17 protein-coding genes and 1 tRNA gene are annotated in these 17,574 nt (G+C 40.5%); 13 read left to right on the top strand and 5 right to left on the bottom strand.

Features of this window, described 5'->3' with window-relative positions:
- Window positions 1-146: 146 nt before the first annotated feature.
- Complete coding sequence (gene lptF / locus LOC50_RS10520) at window positions 147-1,259, top strand: LPS export ABC transporter permease LptF (protein ID WP_036983304.1); 1,113 nt, start codon at window positions 147-149, stop codon at window positions 1,257-1,259.
- On the top strand, window positions 1,256-2,323 hold the full coding sequence (gene lptG / locus LOC50_RS10515; protein WP_036979994.1) for an LPS export ABC transporter permease LptG: 1,068 nt from the start codon (window positions 1,256-1,258) through the stop codon (window positions 2,321-2,323). Before lptF ends, lptG begins: the two co-directional genes overlap by 4 nt.
- A gap of 113 nt (window positions 2,324-2,436) precedes the next feature.
- Here the strand turns inward: lptG and LOC50_RS10510 are convergent, their stop codons facing one another.
- Window positions 2,437-2,934, bottom strand: a complete 498-nt coding sequence (locus LOC50_RS10510; RefSeq protein ID WP_036979992.1) for an RDD family protein — start codon at window positions 2,932-2,934, stop codon at window positions 2,437-2,439.
- A 271-nt stretch (window positions 2,935-3,205) separates the two neighbouring features.
- On the opposite strand from LOC50_RS10510, the gene LOC50_RS10505 reads away from it, so the two are divergent.
- The 4 genes from LOC50_RS10505 (at window position 3,206) to tyrS (ending at window position 6,777) form a co-directional block, all read left to right on the top strand.
- Window positions 3,206-3,290: transfer RNA gene (locus tag LOC50_RS10505), tRNA-Leu, on the top strand.
- Between the two features lie 319 nt (window positions 3,291-3,609).
- On the top strand, window positions 3,610-4,599 hold the full coding sequence (locus LOC50_RS10500; protein ID WP_214552087.1) for a fatty acid desaturase: 990 nt from the start codon (window positions 3,610-3,612) through the stop codon (window positions 4,597-4,599).
- Between the two features lie 24 nt (window positions 4,600-4,623).
- Window positions 4,624-5,430 carry a LuxR C-terminal-related transcriptional regulator gene (locus LOC50_RS10495; protein WP_250653185.1) on the top strand — a complete coding sequence of 269 codons (807 nt, stop codon included), beginning with the start codon at window positions 4,624-4,626 and terminating at the stop codon, window positions 5,428-5,430.
- Between the two features lie 84 nt (window positions 5,431-5,514).
- A complete protein-coding gene (gene tyrS, locus LOC50_RS10490; RefSeq protein WP_250653184.1) occupies window positions 5,515-6,777 on the top strand; it encodes a tyrosine--tRNA ligase in 1,263 nt (420 codons plus the stop codon).
- 48 nt (window positions 6,778-6,825) lie between these two features.
- Here tyrS and LOC50_RS10485 read toward each other — a convergent pair whose 3' ends face one another.
- Entirely contained in the window at window positions 6,826-8,019 is a 1,194-nt protein-coding gene (locus LOC50_RS10485; RefSeq protein WP_214552084.1) for an MFS transporter, read from the bottom strand.
- Window positions 8,020-8,133: 114 nt separating this feature from the next.
- Here LOC50_RS10485 and LOC50_RS10480 point away from each other — a divergent pair, with 114 nt between their 5' ends.
- Window positions 8,134-8,928 carry an AraC family transcriptional regulator gene (locus tag LOC50_RS10480; RefSeq protein WP_250653183.1) on the top strand — a complete coding sequence of 265 codons (795 nt, stop codon included), beginning with the start codon at window positions 8,134-8,136 and terminating at the stop codon, window positions 8,926-8,928.
- Here LOC50_RS10480 and LOC50_RS10475 read toward each other — a convergent pair.
- Together LOC50_RS10475 and LOC50_RS10470 are read right to left on the bottom strand one after the other, a co-directional pair.
- Window positions 8,916-10,985 carry a TonB-dependent receptor gene (locus LOC50_RS10475; RefSeq protein ID WP_250653182.1) on the bottom strand — a complete coding sequence of 690 codons (2,070 nt, stop codon included), beginning with the start codon at window positions 10,983-10,985 and terminating at the stop codon, window positions 8,916-8,918. The two genes, LOC50_RS10480 and LOC50_RS10475, sit on opposite strands and share 13 nt — an antisense overlap.
- A 56-nt stretch (window positions 10,986-11,041) precedes the next feature.
- Window positions 11,042-11,698 carry a YoaK family protein gene (locus LOC50_RS10470; protein WP_069439243.1) on the bottom strand — a complete coding sequence of 219 codons (657 nt, stop codon included), beginning with the start codon at window positions 11,696-11,698 and terminating at the stop codon, window positions 11,042-11,044.
- Window positions 11,699-11,841: 143 nt separating this feature from the next.
- Between LOC50_RS10470 and LOC50_RS10465 the strand changes: the two genes are divergently transcribed.
- From LOC50_RS10465 to LOC50_RS10450, 4 genes are all read left to right on the top strand, one after another.
- On the top strand, window positions 11,842-12,090 hold the full coding sequence (locus tag LOC50_RS10465) for a TIGR03643 family protein (RefSeq protein ID WP_013464176.1): 249 nt from the start codon (window positions 11,842-11,844) through the stop codon (window positions 12,088-12,090).
- Window positions 12,091-12,162: 72 nt separating this feature from the next.
- The gene (locus LOC50_RS10460) at window positions 12,163-12,546 is read left to right on the top strand and encodes a hypothetical protein (RefSeq protein ID WP_138560877.1); all 384 of its coding nucleotides are present in this window, start codon (window positions 12,163-12,165) and stop codon (window positions 12,544-12,546) included.
- 9 nt (window positions 12,547-12,555) lie between these two features.
- Entirely contained in the window at window positions 12,556-13,635 is a 1,080-nt protein-coding gene (locus LOC50_RS10455) for an endonuclease/exonuclease/phosphatase family protein (RefSeq protein ID WP_250653181.1), read from the top strand.
- Window positions 13,636-13,765: 130 nt separating this feature from the next.
- Window positions 13,766-14,302 (top strand): DUF924 family protein, encoded by a 537-nt coding sequence (locus LOC50_RS10450; protein WP_036979965.1) that lies wholly within the window; start codon window positions 13,766-13,768, stop codon window positions 14,300-14,302.
- A 71-nt stretch (window positions 14,303-14,373) separates the two neighbouring features.
- Here LOC50_RS10450 and LOC50_RS10445 read toward each other — a convergent pair whose 3' ends face one another.
- Complete coding sequence (locus LOC50_RS10445) at window positions 14,374-15,750, bottom strand: NAD-dependent succinate-semialdehyde dehydrogenase (RefSeq protein WP_016900150.1); 1,377 nt, start codon at window positions 15,748-15,750, stop codon at window positions 14,374-14,376.
- 200 nt (window positions 15,751-15,950) lie between these two features.
- On the opposite strand from LOC50_RS10445, the gene LOC50_RS10440 reads away from it, so the two are divergent.
- Together LOC50_RS10440 and LOC50_RS10435 are read left to right on the top strand one after the other, a co-directional pair.
- Entirely contained in the window at window positions 15,951-16,985 is a 1,035-nt protein-coding gene (locus LOC50_RS10440; protein ID WP_069439238.1) for an NAD(P)H-dependent flavin oxidoreductase, read from the top strand.
- A 6-nt stretch (window positions 16,986-16,991) separates the two neighbouring features.
- Entirely contained in the window at window positions 16,992-17,558 is a 567-nt protein-coding gene (locus LOC50_RS10435) for a Crp/Fnr family transcriptional regulator (RefSeq protein ID WP_036979957.1), read from the top strand.
- Window positions 17,559-17,574: the final 16 nt, after the last annotated feature.

Here is a 17,574-nt window from a genome sequence, read left to right as displayed (position 1 = left end):
AACATTATATCGTGATGTTAGGTAGGATAATTAATATTGATGGCTTATAATATGTGCTTAATACTCATTTAAAATGGGTGAATTAACTAGTTCACTCATCGTTTTTTATTATTATATTGAAATTCCATGTTTAACAGGGGCGAATGTTGCTAATTTTCCGTTATTTGACCACTGAGGTTTTAAAATCGCAGGTCGCCGTATTTTTAACTTTAATGACCATATTTTTGTCGCAAAAGTTTGTTGTTATTCTTGGTGATGCCTCAGAGGGGAGCATCCCAGCAAAGCTTGTGTTTGCCATGATTGCGCTTAAATTGCCGCAGTTGGCATCGTTAATTTTGCCTCTGAGCTTATTTTTAGGAATTATTTTAGCTTACAGCCGGATTTACGCTGACAGTGAAATGACAGTACTTAAAGCCTGTGGCGTGAGTGAGTGGTATGTGGTGCGCATTACGCTAATTTCAAGTGTCATCTTAGCGTTGTTGGCCGCGGTACTTACTTTGTATGTTGCACCGTGGGCAAGCGAACAAGAATACCAATTAAAAGAGCAAGCAAAGGCGGATGCTGGATTATCGGCGCTTAGAGCTGGGCGTTTTCAACAAACCGGTAATGAAAAAGCCGTGGTATTTATTCATAATATTGAAAATGGCGGCAAAGAACTTAATAAAGTATTTGTTGCACAGTTGCCAGATAGTGAAAAAGGCGATTTAGCGCGTTTAGTATACGCTGAGCAAGGCGTTGTAATTGAAGCACAAAATGGTGAGCAGCAGTTAGTACTTACTGACGGTAAACGCTACGAAACTGATGGTGAAGCGCCTTCACTTAACTTAACTGAGTTTGATGGCTACAGCGTACAGATTCGCGAACAAGAAATAGAACATCAGCGGCGTAAGTTAGAAGCTGTGCCAACTCGTGAACTTATGTCAATTAATACTCCCGAAGCAATTGCACAGTGGCAATGGCGTTTAGCTATTCCGTTATCTATTCCATTATTAACTTTACTAGCAGTACCCCTTAGCGTTGTTAATCCACGCCAAGGTAAATTTGCTAAATTAGTGCCTGCTTTGAGCTTATATTTAGGGTATTTCATTTTACTCAATGCGGCTAAATTTGCGGTAGAAGATGGGAAAATTCCGCCCTCTATTGGCCTATGGTGGATTCACCTAAGTGCATTATTTATAGGTAGTTTATTAATTATTAAAGGCCGCCCATTAGGTGTTTGGCTAAAAGCTGTCGTGACTAAACGGGAGCAACACATATGATGAAAACGCTTGATTGGTATTTAGGCCGTAGCATTATGCAAACCACTGGATTTGCACTAATGGTATTGGTGGGGATCAGTACTTTAATAAAATTTATAGAGCAGCTTAAATCGGTTGGCCGTGGTAGTTACGATATTATGACCGCCTTGCTATATACCATTTATAGTATGCCTGGCGATTTAGTGGTGTTTTTTCCAATGGCAGCACTTATCGGTGGCTTAACAGGGCTAGGTGCTTTGGCCTCTAATAGTGAGCTGGTAGTGATGCAAGCAGCGGGTATGTCGCGTTTACAAATTATTGGCTCGGTAATGAAAACCGCAATTTTTATGGCGCTGTGCGTAATGGCATTAGGTGAGTGGGGGGCGCCCGCAGCTCAATTGCACGCTAAGGAAATGCGTAACCAAGCTATTCATGGTGGGGATGTATTTAATGCGCAAAAAGGCGTGTGGGCTAAAGATGGCAGTAACTTTATTAATATTGAAGACGTTGACCAAAACGGCATGCTCCGCGGCGTAAATATGTACCACTTTGATAAGTCGTTACTACTTACACAAATTACTAAAGCAAAAGAAGCGGTAGGGCGTGATAATGGCTGGTTACTGCGCGATGTGAATAAAGTATTGATCAGTGAAGAGCTTATTACCACGGAGCAAGTTACTGAAGAGTTTTATCCGTCGCAGCTTACCGGGGAAAAACTTGGCGTGGTTTCAGTAAAACCAGAGTCTTTGTCGTTTTCCGGATTGTGGTCATATTTAGCTTATTTACAGCAAAATGAACAAGACACCAGTACCTATGATTTAGCGTTATGGCGTAAGTTAATGCAGCCCGTGTCTATTGCTGTGATGTTGTTGGTTGCCTTATCGTTTATATTTGGTCCGCTGCGAACTGTAACTATGGGGGCACGAATTATTATGGGAGTGGTAACGGGGATAGTGTTCCACTTAACCAATGAGATATTTGGCCCAGTGGTAATGGTATATCAAATTCCAGCCATTGTAGGCGCCGTTCTGCCGAGCATTTTATTTACTGGGTTTGCAGCTTATTTGATGAATAAGCGGGTTTAATTTAATTTGTAGCTTTATTAAAAAACGCGGCCTTTGTAAAAAGCGCCGCGTTTTTTATGCTTTAGCTTGAGGTTATACCAATTAGCTTAATTAAGTATTATTGCGGATTGATATCATAGTTCGCGATACACGCGTTTATTTTCTTCTTTGGTGAGCGTAACTACTTCGGTTTTTGATAAGTAATCTTGCAGTGCTTTTTTATTTTTAAAGTCGACTAATACCATTAAATTCCCTAAACCAAGTAATGCGCTGATACTGCGGATAATAGCTTGTGGCCAGCTAATTAAACTTCCTTGGCTGGTTTGCACTTTTAAGCGCCATGCGCGCATACCAATTGTTTGCCCGCTTTTTGTCCAAAAATAGCCAAAAAAGACCAAGCCAACAAGCACCAGCAGCGAGCTGCGAATACCAGAAAGTAATAGTGAATCCTGAATTCGTGCAGATACATCTTCAGCGCCATTGAGGGCAATAACATCAAGGGAAATAAGTCCTTGGATAGCAAATAAATACAATACCACCGCTAGCATCGCAAAAGCGATAATAGCTAATGTGTCGTACACCAATGACGCAAAACGACGCCAAAACCCTGCTCGTGGAAACTCAGCCGACATAAATATACTCTCACTGTTAATGTGCGCGATAGTTTAGCAAATAAGCCATTAAATACTACCTATTACGCTACGTGCTTAACTCGATATTGGCTCAAATGTTAATGGTTGCCTAAATGTTAAGCGGTCGATCACGCTTAATACATAAAACGCTTGCCGCTTTGCTCATTGTTTGTATAATGCTAGGCAATGAGATGGAAGAGGGTACATAATCTTTCACTCTTAAGTGGTTTTTCTTTATCTTCTCGTGTTTAGAAGGTTAAAGAAAAATGATGCCAGCGTGATGAAATTGGTATACATGGGGGATTCAAAATCCCCTGCCGCAAGGCGTGCCGGTTCAAGTCCGGCCGCTGGTACCACTTTTTATAGCCCCTGCTAGATTTAGCAGGGGTTTTTTTATGCCTTAAATTTGAGTTGCCGGATTTTAATTACAAAAAATGTGTCCAACATTGCTACTTTTATAAGCAGTAGGTTTTGATCTAAACTTGCCCAGTAAACGTTTTGGTTTACCTAACCTTAAGTTCTGCTTGAAATAGGTTTCTTATCCAGAACTATGGTTATATAGTAAACACGTGCCTACTTTAATCGTATTTTTCATTGATACGGGTGTGACAAGTTATGCAATGTGTTTTGACTCGGGTATTATATACCTCAACCTCTTGTTGCGAATAAAACACCATGACTCAACTAACCGCAAAACAGAATATTCAAGCCATTGTAAAAGCGATTAAGGCTGAAGAAGCATTACTGCGTAAAAAACACCCGCTATTAATGCATCAAAATACCTTAGGAATGACTATTTTATTACTTTCTTTGAGTGCATTAATCGGAATTGGCACGCTGTATTATTTTGCTATTATTCCCGCTTGGCTATGCATTATTTTAGCGGCGATTGCTACCTCAATTTCCCATGAGCTTGAGCATGACTTAATCCACAAACAGTATTTTAGCAACCAACCATTTTTGCATAATTTTATGATGTTAACCGTGTGGCTGATGCGTCCTAATACCATAAGCCCATGGTACCGTCGCAAGATGCATTTACATCATCATAAAACGTCGGGTACTGAGCAAGACTTAGAAGAACGTTTGGTAGGTAATGGTATTAAAAATCCGTTTTTACGTGCTTTGGTAATTGTTGATGGATTACTCGGTTTATTAATTAATGCAAAACGTTTTAGTAAAGAAATTAATGGGTTTAGCTTCTTTAAAGTGTTTAATGCAGGTTTTCCAATTACCACTGCGTATTTCGCCATTTTATATAGCGTAATTGTGTTTCACTTAGTTAATTTGTTCACTCCACTGGCTGCTAATTCACCTGTATTGCTGCTTGATGTAATGAATGTGTTTGAATTTCTAATGGTGGTGCTGATTGTGCCTAATATTGTGCGTTCGAGCTCACTTAATTTTGTTACTTCAAGTATGCATTATTACGGCGGTGTTAATAATATGCTTGAACAAACTCACGTCATCACCAGCCGTTTGTTTATGCCATTTAATTTATTTTGCTTTAACTTTGGGCATACTCATACTATTCATCATTTTGTGCCGAATCAGCCGTTTTATTTACGACAAATGATCAGTAAAAAAATCCTTGAAGTGATGCGCCAACACGGCGTGCGTTTTAATGATTTTGCCAGTATTAAGCAAGCAAACTTGTATCAGTAATACTCAGTGTAAAATGGCATCATAATGCAGTCGGACTCGCAGCAGCAATTAACTCAGCAAGATGCGTTAGCGCAATGTGTACAAGCTATAAAGGGGACCAGTTTTGCGCAAAAGCTGGTTAATTACATTGCCCTTATTGTTGAGTTTGATTGTGCGGTTGTATTGGCTTGTAGAGTAAATAAGCATCCCATTTATTTATTCGATTCTATCGAGAAACAGCGTGAACTTTTATTTCAGCGCTACCTTACTAACTCGTTTGTAAACGACCCTTTTTATACTGAACTGGTTAGTAAAGCTGAGGAAGGAGTATTTCGGCTCGCTGATATAGCTCGTTATCAAGATGAACTGACCTTTAAGGCATATCAACAGCAGTTTTATACTCACACTGGCTGGACTGATGAGCTAAGTATTTGTACTAATATAGGTAACGGTCGCTCGATTGTTATTTACCTTGGTTTATTATCCAATAACCAACGCTTTATTGCGTTGCAAAAGCAGCAATTAATAGCACATTTTAATTTAATAAAAGCACTGTGTAGCCAACATTGGGGTAGCCAAAAATTACTATTAAATCAATTTAATAATTCAGTTACTGGGCAGCTTGTAGAAAATGCCCTCACATCATTCGCTAACCTACAACTTACTCAACGAGAGCATCAAGTGGCTTGTTTAATTGTGCAAGGTTGCGACTCCGCAGATATTGCTGCTCAGCTTGGGATTGCCCTAGGTACAGTTAAAAACCATCGCAAACGTATATATTCGCAGTTAAACGTTGCTTCACTGAGTGAATTTTTTCGATTGTTTTTAAATCATTTAATGCACACAAAATAAAACGCGATTATGTCCCTTTAGGGATATAGTGCCCATCGCTGAGTTTAATTAGTATTTTTCTTATAGATAATTTTGAGAAATACGATGACAGCACATTTACTTAATGACATTACGCAGCGTGGTTTAGTCTCTCAAGTGAGTAATATTGAGCAATTAACCCATAAGCTTAAAACTCCACAGGTGGTTTACTGTGGCTTCGATCCTACCGCAGGTAGCTTACACATAGGGCACTTAGTACCATTAATAATGCTAAAGCGTTTTATGGATGCAGGGCATCAAGGTGTGGCATTAATTGGGGGTGCTACAGGGTTGATTGGTGACCCGAGTTTTAAAGCCACTGAGCGTAGCCTAAATACCAAACAAACGGTGTCACAATGGGTGACAGCGCTTGCAAACCAAGTTGAAAGTGTACTTGGTCCGCATTTAAACCAGCCACTGCAAATAAAAAATAACGCTGACTGGTTTAGCTGTATTGATGTATTAGACTTTTTTCGTGATGTAGGTAAACACTTTTCAATTAACACCATGTTCAACCGCGAGTCAGTAAAACAACGTTTGCAACGTCCAGACCAAGGGTTGTCGTTTACTGAATTTAGTTACTCCTTATTGCAGTCTTATGACTTTGCTAAGCTCAATAGTGAGTTAAATTGTACTTTGCAGATAGGTGGTAACGATCAGTGGGGTAATATTATCAGTGGAATTGATTTAACCCGCCGTTTAAACCAGCAAACAGTGTTTGGTTTAACACTGCCACTTATTACCAAGTCAGACGGTACAAAATTTGGAAAAACCGAGGGCGGTGCTATTTGGCTCGACCCCAAAAAAACCTCACCGTATCGTTTTTATCAGTTTTGGTTAAATTGTGAAGATGCTGATGTGTATAACTTTTTGCGTTTTTATACTTTTTTATCAGTTAAAGAAATCGAGGCCATAGAAGCAAACGATAAGATAAGCGGCCAAAAGCCTCAAGCACAGCGCATTTTAGCTGAGCAATTAACACGTTTTGTTCATGCTGAAGAAGGCTTGGCAAGTGCGCAGCGTATCACTGAGTTGTTATTTAATGGTCAGGTGCAAACACTCACCTTGGCAGAGCTTGAACAGTTAGAGCAAGATGGGCTAACCGTGAACACTATTAGCGACACGCAAATAAGTATTGCTGAGTTATTAGTTAAAAGTAAACTGGCCAGCTCAAAGCGACAGGCGCGTGAATTAATAACAGCTAATGCGATTAAAATTAACAGTATGGTCGTTACTGACGAGCATGCGCAGCTTGATATTTCGTTGTTTGAACGCTTTTGGATAATGCAGCGTGGCAAAAAGCAATTCAGGCTTATTAAACTAGTTTAAAGTATAAACAGTGGGCTTATGATTGCACGGCCCACCTTTAATTTACACTTAGGCCTTGTTGCGCATAGTAATATTACGTCCGCCTAAATAGCCAAACATAGCGCTTAGTGCACTCGCACTCGCGCAAAACCACAAAGTAGATGTCCAGTTACCAAAATAACTATGTAGTGCACCTGCAATAATAGGCCCCGTAGCGGCAAGTAAATAACCAATACACTGCGCCATACCTGAAAGGGCAGCAGCTTGATGTGAGTCGTGAGTACGTAAACTTATAAACGACAAGCCCAATATAAAGCATGCTCCCGAGCAAAACCCCATAGTAATTGACCACACAAACGCATGTACTGGCATATACAGTAGTCCTATTGAAGATAGGCTTGCCAATACTCCTAAGGCAAAGGTGAGTACACGCTGATCTTTCAGTTTTGCTAATAAAGGAATTAAGATAATACCAGGCAATGCCGAAGCCACCTGAAATGAGCCTTGTAATGCACCCGCTTGCTGTGCATTGAAGCCACTGTCAATTAATATACTTGGTAACCAGCCAATAATTATATAAGTAAATAACGAATTACAGCCAAGTAGCAAGGTAATTTGCCACGCAAGCGCTTGGTGCCACACTTTAACCTCATCGGTATTTTCAACTAGATCTTTAGTTGGTTTGGTGCGTAGCTTTAATTGCGGTAACCAAATAAATAAACTTAGTAAAGTAATTAACGCATAACTGGCCAAAGCGATTTGCCAACCCATTTGTTTATATTCTGCAAGTGGAATAATTAACGCTGAGTAACTACCACCAAAAATACCCATAGCAAGTACATACGCCGAGGTCATTACTGCTACTTTATGTGCAAAGTCGCGCTTAATTAAACTCGGTAACAGTACATTACCTATTGCAATGCCTACCCCGATGACAACGGTGCCTAAATAGAGTATCGGCACAGAATCTATCATGCGTGATGCTAAGCCTAGGCCAATCAAAATAAGAGCAATGAATAGCGATACTTCTAAACCTTGTCTTTTAGCTATACTAGTTGCTAATGGGCTTGCTACAGCAAATGCAATTAAAGGTAAGGTGGTAAGCATACCGGCTTGTGATGCGCTTAAATTAAAACTAAGAATTATTTGGTCCAATACAGGCGCTAAACCAGTCACCGGCGCACGTAAGTTACTAGCAATAAGTAAAATACCCAGTATTAATAATGCGAAAGATAAACGAGATTGAGGTTGTTGGATTAACAAGGTAAATGTCCTAGCAGGTTAGTTATTTAGCAAGAGGCAATTGAGCCTAGTATAAAGGCTTAATCATCACTATAATTTAGTAAAAGAGACATTAAATAACTAAAAACAGACAAAATGCAGCTTTCCCAAGATTGGAATGAAATAATAAACTTTGAAATCATGCCGCAGCCGGTTATTGCAAAAATAGAATATGCCCAGCTTAGCCGTGAAATTCCACTGCATACACACCCAAAAGGGCAGTTAATTTTAGCTCTATACGGTTATGTTACTTGTGAAGTAGCAACAAAAATGTGGATGGTACCTACCCACAGTGCTATTTGGATCCCAGCAAATGTAGAGCACAGTAATAGGGCATCTGATAATGCGCATTTATGCCATTTATTTATTGATGTAAACTTACAAGGAATGCCAGCTACAGCCTGTACATTAACTATCAGTCCTCTTGTAAAAGAATTAATGCTTAGTTTGGCAGGTAACCAGCAAAACTATAGCTTAATAGGTAAAACCGCGCGGCTTGCACAAGTATTATTTGATCAATTAGTGGATATGCCAATTCAACCTTTAGATTTTGTACTATCAAAAAATAGTGTGATTAAAAACATGAGTGATCAGCTTATTAGTCAGCCTTATAGCCGCAAAACATTACCACAATGGGCGCAGCAATTTGCTTTAACTGAGCGTACTTTAGCGCGATTGATAAAAAAAGAAACAGGCATGACCTTTGGTAAATGGCGTACTCAATTGCATATTATAATTGCACTGCAGGCGTTATCTAATCAGCAAAGTGTACAACAGGTATCAGAGTTATTAGGTTATGAATCGGTGAGTGCGTTTATTACTATGTTCAAAAAGGTAATGAAAAAATCGCCCATGCGTTACATGAGCGAACTAGTTGCCTACCAATTATAAGTTGCCGAAATCATGGCATTACGCGGTTTTCCTGGGAAGTAACGCTCGCCAGTAAAACTGGTGTAATCGGCGCGCTCAGCGTAAGCAGTGTCTGTTAGATTTATTATTCGCGCACTGAGTAATAAATGTGGGCTAATTTGCCACTGGCCGCGCAAGCTTAAAATATCGTGGCCTTGATATTTATGTAAGTTTTCAGGGTCGGTAAAGTAGCGGCCCACATAGTGCCATTGCAACGCAAGGCTAATACTCTCGTTGGCTTGCCAGTTAAAATCGATATTAGCAATCTTTCGAGGTGCGGTATCAATATCGTTACCTTTAATATTAATGCTGCCAATAATTTGCTCATTCGAGTACGTATGCTTGGCATAGGTGCCTGCAAAATTAACAGATAAATGCTGATTAAAGCTATGCGCTAATTCAAGCTCAATACCGCGATGCCGAGTTTGGCCGTCATTAACAGTAAAAAAGTCACTGTCGCGGTAGATGGTATTGTGCTTGCTCATCGCATACATCGATAAGCCATAGCGAGTATTGTTGTACATCCCTTTAATACCCATCTCAGCATTATTAGCTATTTCTGCGTCTAAGTCGGCAGTACTTTGCTCGCGTTGTAATTGATAGAGTTCAGCCGCTTGGGGGGCTCGATAGCCTCTTGAAAAATTAGCGTATAATGTATTGTTAGTATTAAGCTGATAGCTCACCCCGAGTTTTGGCGAAAGATTACTAAAGCTGTTTTTAGTGCTTTCGGGGCGGCTATAACGACAGCCACCAAAACCACATTCGTTGCCATCCTCTTTTGTACGCCCTGCAAGCATATTATTTTGATAGTCATATTGCATGTGCTCATAACGCAGCCCAGCGGTAATAAGCCAGTCATTAAGCTGCCAATCAATAGCGGCAAATGGAGCGTATAAGGTTGCATCGACTTGGTAATCGTAATGTTTACCTTGCGGCACAGTGGCCACTAAAAACGCAGAGCCTTGGGTGGGGTTATCTTGGGTTTGTAAAAAATCGGCTTGGGTAAACTCACCATCAAAGCCAAGTTTTAAGTTCGTATTGTCGTTCACATAATGTTGATAAAGCGATTGTAGGCCAAACCCCATTTGACTGTTTTTTTCGAGCGGAGTACCGGGTAAAAAGTGTTTGAAAAAGTCCATGCTTTGGTCACGAATATAAGGAGTAACAACCAGTGTGTTCTCACCTAATTGCCAGCTTGCTTTACTCCAAGCCCTAAGCGAACGGGCTTTTCTAAAGGCGTCAGGATCAAAATTTTGCTGTGCAATATCTTCATTTTTATAGCTTTGAAAGCCACTAATATACCCTGCGGTTTGTTGGTCTAAGTCGGTATAGGTCAACCCCGATATTAAACTTAAGTTGTTGTTAGCGTACCGATGTCGCACATTTATTTTTTGTTGTTTAACGCTTTCATCATCTCGGTAACCGCCATCATCGGTAAAGCTGGCATTAATACCGAACCCTGAATTATCCATAGCATGGCCTGCACGCAATTTATAGCGAGCATAACCGTAAGAGCCATAATCAAAGCCTAGTAAACCACCACCTTGGGTCGTGTCTGGTGTAATGACGTTAATTACGCCATGCACTGCATTTGAGCCATACAGTGCAGAGCCTGGGCCTTTTAATACCTCAATACGCTGTGCCATTTCGCTATGTGCTTCAAACAGCTCATTAATATTGCAAAACCCAGCTGCACGAAGTGCAATACCATCTTCAGCAGTTAAAATTCCTCCACAAGCCCCCGTACCAGAAAGCACCTGCGAGCGCAGGGCGGGTAAATATTCTTGACCATTACCACGTTGTATATTGGCACCTGCAACGCGTTGCAGTGCTTCTTCTACATGGGTAGGGGCTATAAGCTCAAGTTGTGATTCGCTTAATACACTGATCACCAAAGGTAATGGGGTGGAGAGCGCTTCACTACGTGATGCTGTGGTGGTGATACGTTCAATTGATTGCGCGGTATCTTCAGCACATGCACTATTAATTAAACTTAACTGACTGCATAACAATAAAGAGGGTAAATAGTAATATTTCATAAATTCCAGCACATCGGCAAGTTGATAAGTTTAGGGTAGGGGAGTTTGTGAATTGGTTAAAGCACACTCAACCTATAAACCCGATAAGTAATCGATAAAACAATACAAAAAATCCCCGGAAAAACTAAAGTGAGCACTGAGTAATGTTTAAATAGCAATACGCCTACCACTCCACCGGTTAAAAAACCGGCAACAATTAATGCAAAGACCAAGCATTTTCTATTGTCAAAAGCTTCTCCTTTTAGGGCTTTACCAAACATCAAACCCAAATCGGTAAAAATACCGGTTAAATGAGTGGTACGCACTACAGCACCGCTGTAGTTAGTGGCTAAAGCATTTTGTAAGCCGCAGGCGGCAGAGGCGAGTGTAAGTGCGTAAGGATATGAATGTTGAAGTAGCTGTGCGCTTACCAGTAGTAAAATACCCTCAATAAATAAGAGCGTATCGTAATGGCGTCCTAACTTAAGTGACCCGCCTGAGAGCATTAAGCCTGTTAATGCCGAGCCAAATATAAAGCTCAGTACAATCGCAATTAAAAATAACGCTGCATTGATGTTGGTAGTAAGTTCAATAGCTAATGAAGTCACCGACCCCGAAACATGAGAAATTGCTTGCTGTTCAAACCCTAATAAACCTACTGCGTTTACCATACCGGCAATAAAAGCGAGGGTAAACGCACCATATTCGACCCACTTAGGTAGTTTTGTAAACATCCTTTTAGCTCCGGTTTCAGTGTGTAGATTAATCATACACTTAATTAAAGTTAATAAATGAAAAGAGGTTATATTTTTAACATCACAAGCAAGTGATGATCGCTAAATTTAACTTTTGCGTATTAACCAAATTTGGAATTAATATGTTTAACCAAGAACAGCAATCACGCATTATAGAAATGGCATGGGAAGACAGAACGCCATTTGAAGCCATTGAAAATCTTTATGGGCTAAATTACTCTCAATTAGTTAATTTTATGCGTGACCACATATCTAGTGGCTCATTTAAAGTGTGGCGTAAGCGCCATGCCGGGCGTAAAACTAAACACCTAAAGTTGCGCGACCCCGCGATTATGCGCAGTCATTGTAAAACACAGTACAAACAGCGCTAACTTTAGGGTTTCATGTGTTGTTCAGGCTTAGCCGTTAATACTCTTCAGTAATAGCCACACTGGAGAACAGCCATGAAAACATTAATCAGTATTTTATTAATGGTTTTTGCGCTAACGGCAACAAACGCATTTGCTGTACCACACAAAGACAAACATGCAGGTAAGCATGCGAATAAACACGCAAACAAGCATCACTGGAAAAAGCAAAAAAATAACCAATACCATAATAAAAAATGGCTTTCTAAGAAACAAGCCAAGCAGTTAATTCGTCAAGGGTGGACTCCACCAGGGTGGCACAGATCTTATCATCAAGGTGATATCCTTGGGCATGACATTTATAAGCGTGCTAGAGTAATAGACCGAGAAAGAGACACAGTGCGAGTTGAAATTGATCGCACTATTATTCACCTAGTGCACGACACTCGTGAAATACTCTCTATTTTACAGCGCTATTAGGATTTATAAATGCTCACTGTATTGTTCATAGTTACTGGCTTGTTGTTATTAATAACCTTATTACCCCTGTCATACAGTCAGCATTACTTGATACGTAGTTGCGACTTTGTGCGCTTGCAGGTGTGCTACCTAGCAAGCGCTGTAATTATCGTTGCACTAATAGGTATGTGGCAAAGCGGCTTAATTGCTTACTCACTCGTAGCGGTGGTCGCTTTTGTTATTTTAGTTTTGCAAGCTAAGTGGATTTATCCCTACACTTGGTTTGCTAAAAAAGAAGTATTAACAGCGCCAAAAAGTAGTGATCATAGCATCAGAATCTTATGCGCTAATGTACTGATGTCGAATCGACATAGTGAGCAGTTAATTAACTTAGTCGATAAATATCAGCCCGATTTACTCATCACCTTAGAAAGCGATAGCTGGTGGCAAGATAAGTTATCTGTGCTTAAAAAAAACTACCCTTATCAAGTACAGTGCCCAAAAGATAATCGTTACGGCATGCATGTATTTAGTAAATTTAACATACTCGATGCACAAATTTGTGAACTCATAGAAGATAATATTCCCTCTATTCATATTTTATTTGAAAACCATCAAGGGCTAAAAATGCAGGGGCATTTTATTCATCCCGCGCCACCAAGCCCAACAGAAAAAGATTCATCGCGTCCGCGCGATAGCGAACTAATAATGGTGGCTAAAGCGCTTAAAAATCCAAGCCGCCCAACGATAGTCGCCGGCGATTTAAATGATGTAGCTTGGTCACGCAGCACCCGTTTATTTATGCAAATCAGTGGCTTTTTAGACCCACGTAAAGGACGGGGCTTTTATAACACTTTTCATGCTGGTTACTTTTTTATGCGCTGGCCGCTCGATCACTTATTTCACTCTACAGGTTTTACCGTAAAGCGTATCAAACGTCTTGCTAAATATGGCTCCGATCACTTTGCTCTGCTTACCGAACTTGTTTATGAAGATGCTAATCAGCAATCACTCGAAACAAAGCCCAGCGAGCTTAAACAGCAAGACATACAAGAGCTTGCTATGAGCAAAGCCGATAAACGTAAAGTGCCTAGGTTTGAAAAAGGCTAGATTAAGTACAGGTGTTAGGTTAAAGGCTTTAGGCGAAAGGCAAAGTTAATACATTAGGGTCGTGCTTTTAAATTTGCGGGATTATATAGCGAGCTATTTAGTTGAGTGTTAATTAACAAAGAGATTCATTATGTTTAATAAAATTATCGACTTTTGGTTTACAGAGCTTGAGCCAAAGCAGTGGTGGCAAAAAGACGAGGCGTTTGATTTGATGATTCAGGCTCGTTTTGGCCAATTACACCAGCAAGCGAGTGCGAGTGAGTTATTTCAATGGCGTGAGAGTGCATTAGGCAGCCTAGCTGAAATTATCGTGCTTGATCAGTTCTCGCGAAATATTTATCGTGACAAGCCAGCATCATTCGCCTGTGATTCAATGGCTTTAGCGTTAGCACAATCGGCCATTACAAAAGGGTTTGATAAGAAGTTAACGGATGAGCAGCGAGTATTTTTGTATATGCCTTTTATGCACAGCGAATCGCAGTTAATTCATAAGGAAGCAGTCCGGTTATTTAAGGCGTTAGGTATTCAAAATAACTTAGACTTTGAGTATCAACATAAAGCGATTATCGATAGATTTAATCGTTACCCGCATCGTAATAAAATACTGGGGCGGGAGTCTACAGAAGAAGAACGCGAGTTTTTAAAACAGCCCAATTCAGGTTTTTAGATTCATCAGGCAAAAAAACACCGCGCTTATTACAAACGCGGTGTTTAGTTTTATTAACCAGATACCTGATATTAGCTATTAATCATGATGCTTTTAACATTCACAAACTCGCGAATACCAAAGCCGCCATGTTCTCTGCCATAGCCACTGTCTTTAACACCGCCAAATGGTAGGTTCGGTTGTGCCAGTCCGTAACCGTTTATGTTGATCATACCGGTATCAAAATGCTTTTTAGCCAGCTCAATGGCTTTTTTTTCATCTTTTGAAAAGATACCGCCGCCTAGTCCATAACGGGAGTCGTTGGCAATACGCATAGCGTCGTCATTATCTTTGGCTTTAATCAAAGATGCGACAGGGCCAAATAATTCGTCATCATATGCAGGCATCCCTGGTGATAAATTTTCTAGTACTGTAGGTGGGTAGTAATAGCCTGTTTGCTGCGGAATTTCGCCGCCTACAATTACTTTTGCGCCTGCATTTACCGAGTCTTGCACTTGCTGATGAATTTTGTCGCGTAAATCTTCTCGTGCCATAGGGCCCAGTTCAGTATCTTTATCCATAGGGTCGCCCATTTTAATTGCTTTAAATTGCTGGCTCAGTGCTTCTTTAAAGTCATTGTATAATGAGTCAACTACCACAAAACGCTTGGCAGCCACACAGGTTTGGCCATTGTTAATAATGCGGCCCTGCAAACAGGTTTTAACTGCCAGTGCGAGGTCAGCATCATCAAGTACAACATAAGCGTCATTACTACCCAGTTCTAGTACGGTTTTTTTAACGTGCTTACCGGCCTGCTCAGCTACTTTTTTGCCTGTGCCATCACTTCCTGTGAAGGTAACGCCACTAATGTGTTTATGAGAGATAAGTGCGCTGGCTGTTTTTCCGTCAATTAGTAAGTTACTAAAGCAATGCTCAGGGAACCCAGCTTGTTTAAATAAGGTATCTATTTTTTCAGCCATACCAAACACATTGCCCGCGTGTTTTAATACCGTGGTATTACCCGCCATAATATTTGCGGCGCTGTATCTAATAACTTGATAAAGTGGGAAGTTCCATGGCTGAATACCTAGCAACACGCCAGTGGGGCGATAACTTATAATTGCACGACCGCCTTGCATATCGCGTTCTTCGTCGCTCAGCATATCGGCGCCATGTTCTGCGGTATAACGGCAAATGTCAGCACAAAGCTGCACTTCTTGAAAGCCTTGTTCGTACACTTTACCCATTTCTTCGGTCATCAGTTTAGCAAGCGCTTCTTTTTGCTCTTCAAATAAAGAGGCTAGCTTATTCAGGTATTTAGCGCGCTCAGTAAACGAGGTTAATCGCCATGTTAAGTATGTTTCATGAGACTTTTCGATCACTTGTTCTGCTTGAGCTTGAGAAAGCAGCGTATAGCTATTGATGACTTGCTCAGTTGCTGGATTGATCGTATCTACTGTGTTACTCATTTTACCTCCTAACAAATTATGTAATAGGGTAGGTGCAAAACCAAAGCCAGTTGGGCGATAGTTTATAATAGTTCATAACTTTTTGTTAATAATGGTTTTTATATTACTTTATACAAAAATCTAGATTTTGTTTGTTCGTTGTTTTTGCTATGGTTCTGTAAATACTGCAAGTTGTTGAAAAAGTTACAGGGAGTAGTTAGATGATACAGTCATTGTTTAATATCGATTTACCTCTTATTCAAGCGCCCATGGCGGGCGTACAAAGCGTTGAGTTGGCTGCAAGCGTTTGTGAAGCTGGCGGGCTAGGGTCGTTGCCTTGCGCTATGTTAACGCCAGCACAGTTAGTTGAACAGCTCGACTTGCTTACTCAAAAAACAGATAAACCATTTAATCTAAACTTTTTTTGTCACACGGTTACAGATTACACCAGCCAACAAAAGCAGCAATGGCATAATATGCTGACCCCTTATTTTGCAGAGTATGAAATTGACCCGCAAAGTTTAACCGCAGAGGCATCCCGTCAGCCTATAAACCAAGCCGTTGTAGATATTATTGCTCCCTATAAACCTGCAGTTGTGAGTTTTCATTTTGGTTTACCTGAGCACGCTATTGTGGCGCAAATAAAAAACTGGGGCGCTAAAGTAATTTCAACGGCGACCACTTTAGATGAAGCTATTTGGCTCAGTGAAAATGGCGCTGATGCTGTTATTGCTCAAGGTTTAGAAGCTGGTGGGCATCGAGGGCATTTTTTATCAATGGATTTAAGCTTGCAACAAACCACTGAGCAGTTAGTTAAGCGTTGTGTTGAGCATTTATCATTACCGATTATTGCTGCAGGAGGTATTGCAATGCCAGATGATGTAAAGCATATGAAAGCGCTGGGGGTAAGTGGAGTTCAAGTCGGTAGCGCTTATTTATTATGTAAAGAAGCAAAAACATCTGCTTTACATCAGCAAGCTATTTTAGAGCAGGCTCAAGATAGCACCGCGCTTACTACTTTGTTCTCTGGTCGAGCCGCGCGGGGTATTCAAAACCGCGTCATGCTCGAGTTAGGTACTATGCCTGAGGGCGTGCCTTCGTTTCCTCATGCTAGTAGCGCAATAACAGCATTAAGAACATGCGCTGAAAAAGCAGGCCAAAGTGATTTTTCGCCTTTATGGTGTGGTCAGAAGTATGTGCCTCGGGTGGGGGTATCAGCTGCGGATATTACGCATATTTTAATGGAAAAATGGTAATGTTTAATGTCTGACAACCCACTTTTATCGCTTGGCGATAGTTACGAAGTGCTTATAAATAAGCTTAAATCACAATTGGCAGGTATTTACCCTCAACAGCTTGTCGCGCGCAATACCGTGTTATTGCCCCAAGGCGATGTACAGCGTTATGGCTATTTAATTATGGAGGGGGTTTTAGGTGCTATTCATGATGATATTGATGGCGGGCAAAAATGCAAAGAGTTTTATTTTAAAAATGAGTTTGCATTGCTGTTTGCCAATTGGATGACCTCAAGCCCCGCTTTTTATCAATTAAAAGTAATTAATGAGGCAAGTGTAATTAAAGTACCGCTAACACTATTTGAGCAAGCACAGTACCAACTCATTAAGCAGCAGCTCATTGCGCAGCAACTAATATTTAAAGAAGCCAAAGAAGCATTTTTATTACTCAACAGCCCCGAGCAGCGATACTGTTACTTGCTTAAACATAAACCGCATTGGTTGGCGCAGTTAAGTTTAAGCCAAGTGGCTATGTATATAGGTATTTCGGCCATTTCGTTATCACGAATTCGTAAGCGACTTAACTTAAGTTAAGTGCTGTTTATATAAA

Source organism: Pseudoalteromonas sp. SCSIO 43095 (genome assembly GCF_023650455.1).
In the GTDB taxonomy this organism is placed as follows: Bacteria; Pseudomonadota; Gammaproteobacteria; order Enterobacterales; family Alteromonadaceae; genus Pseudoalteromonas; species Pseudoalteromonas tetraodonis.
This window is presented reverse-complemented; position numbering and strand designations above follow the sequence as displayed.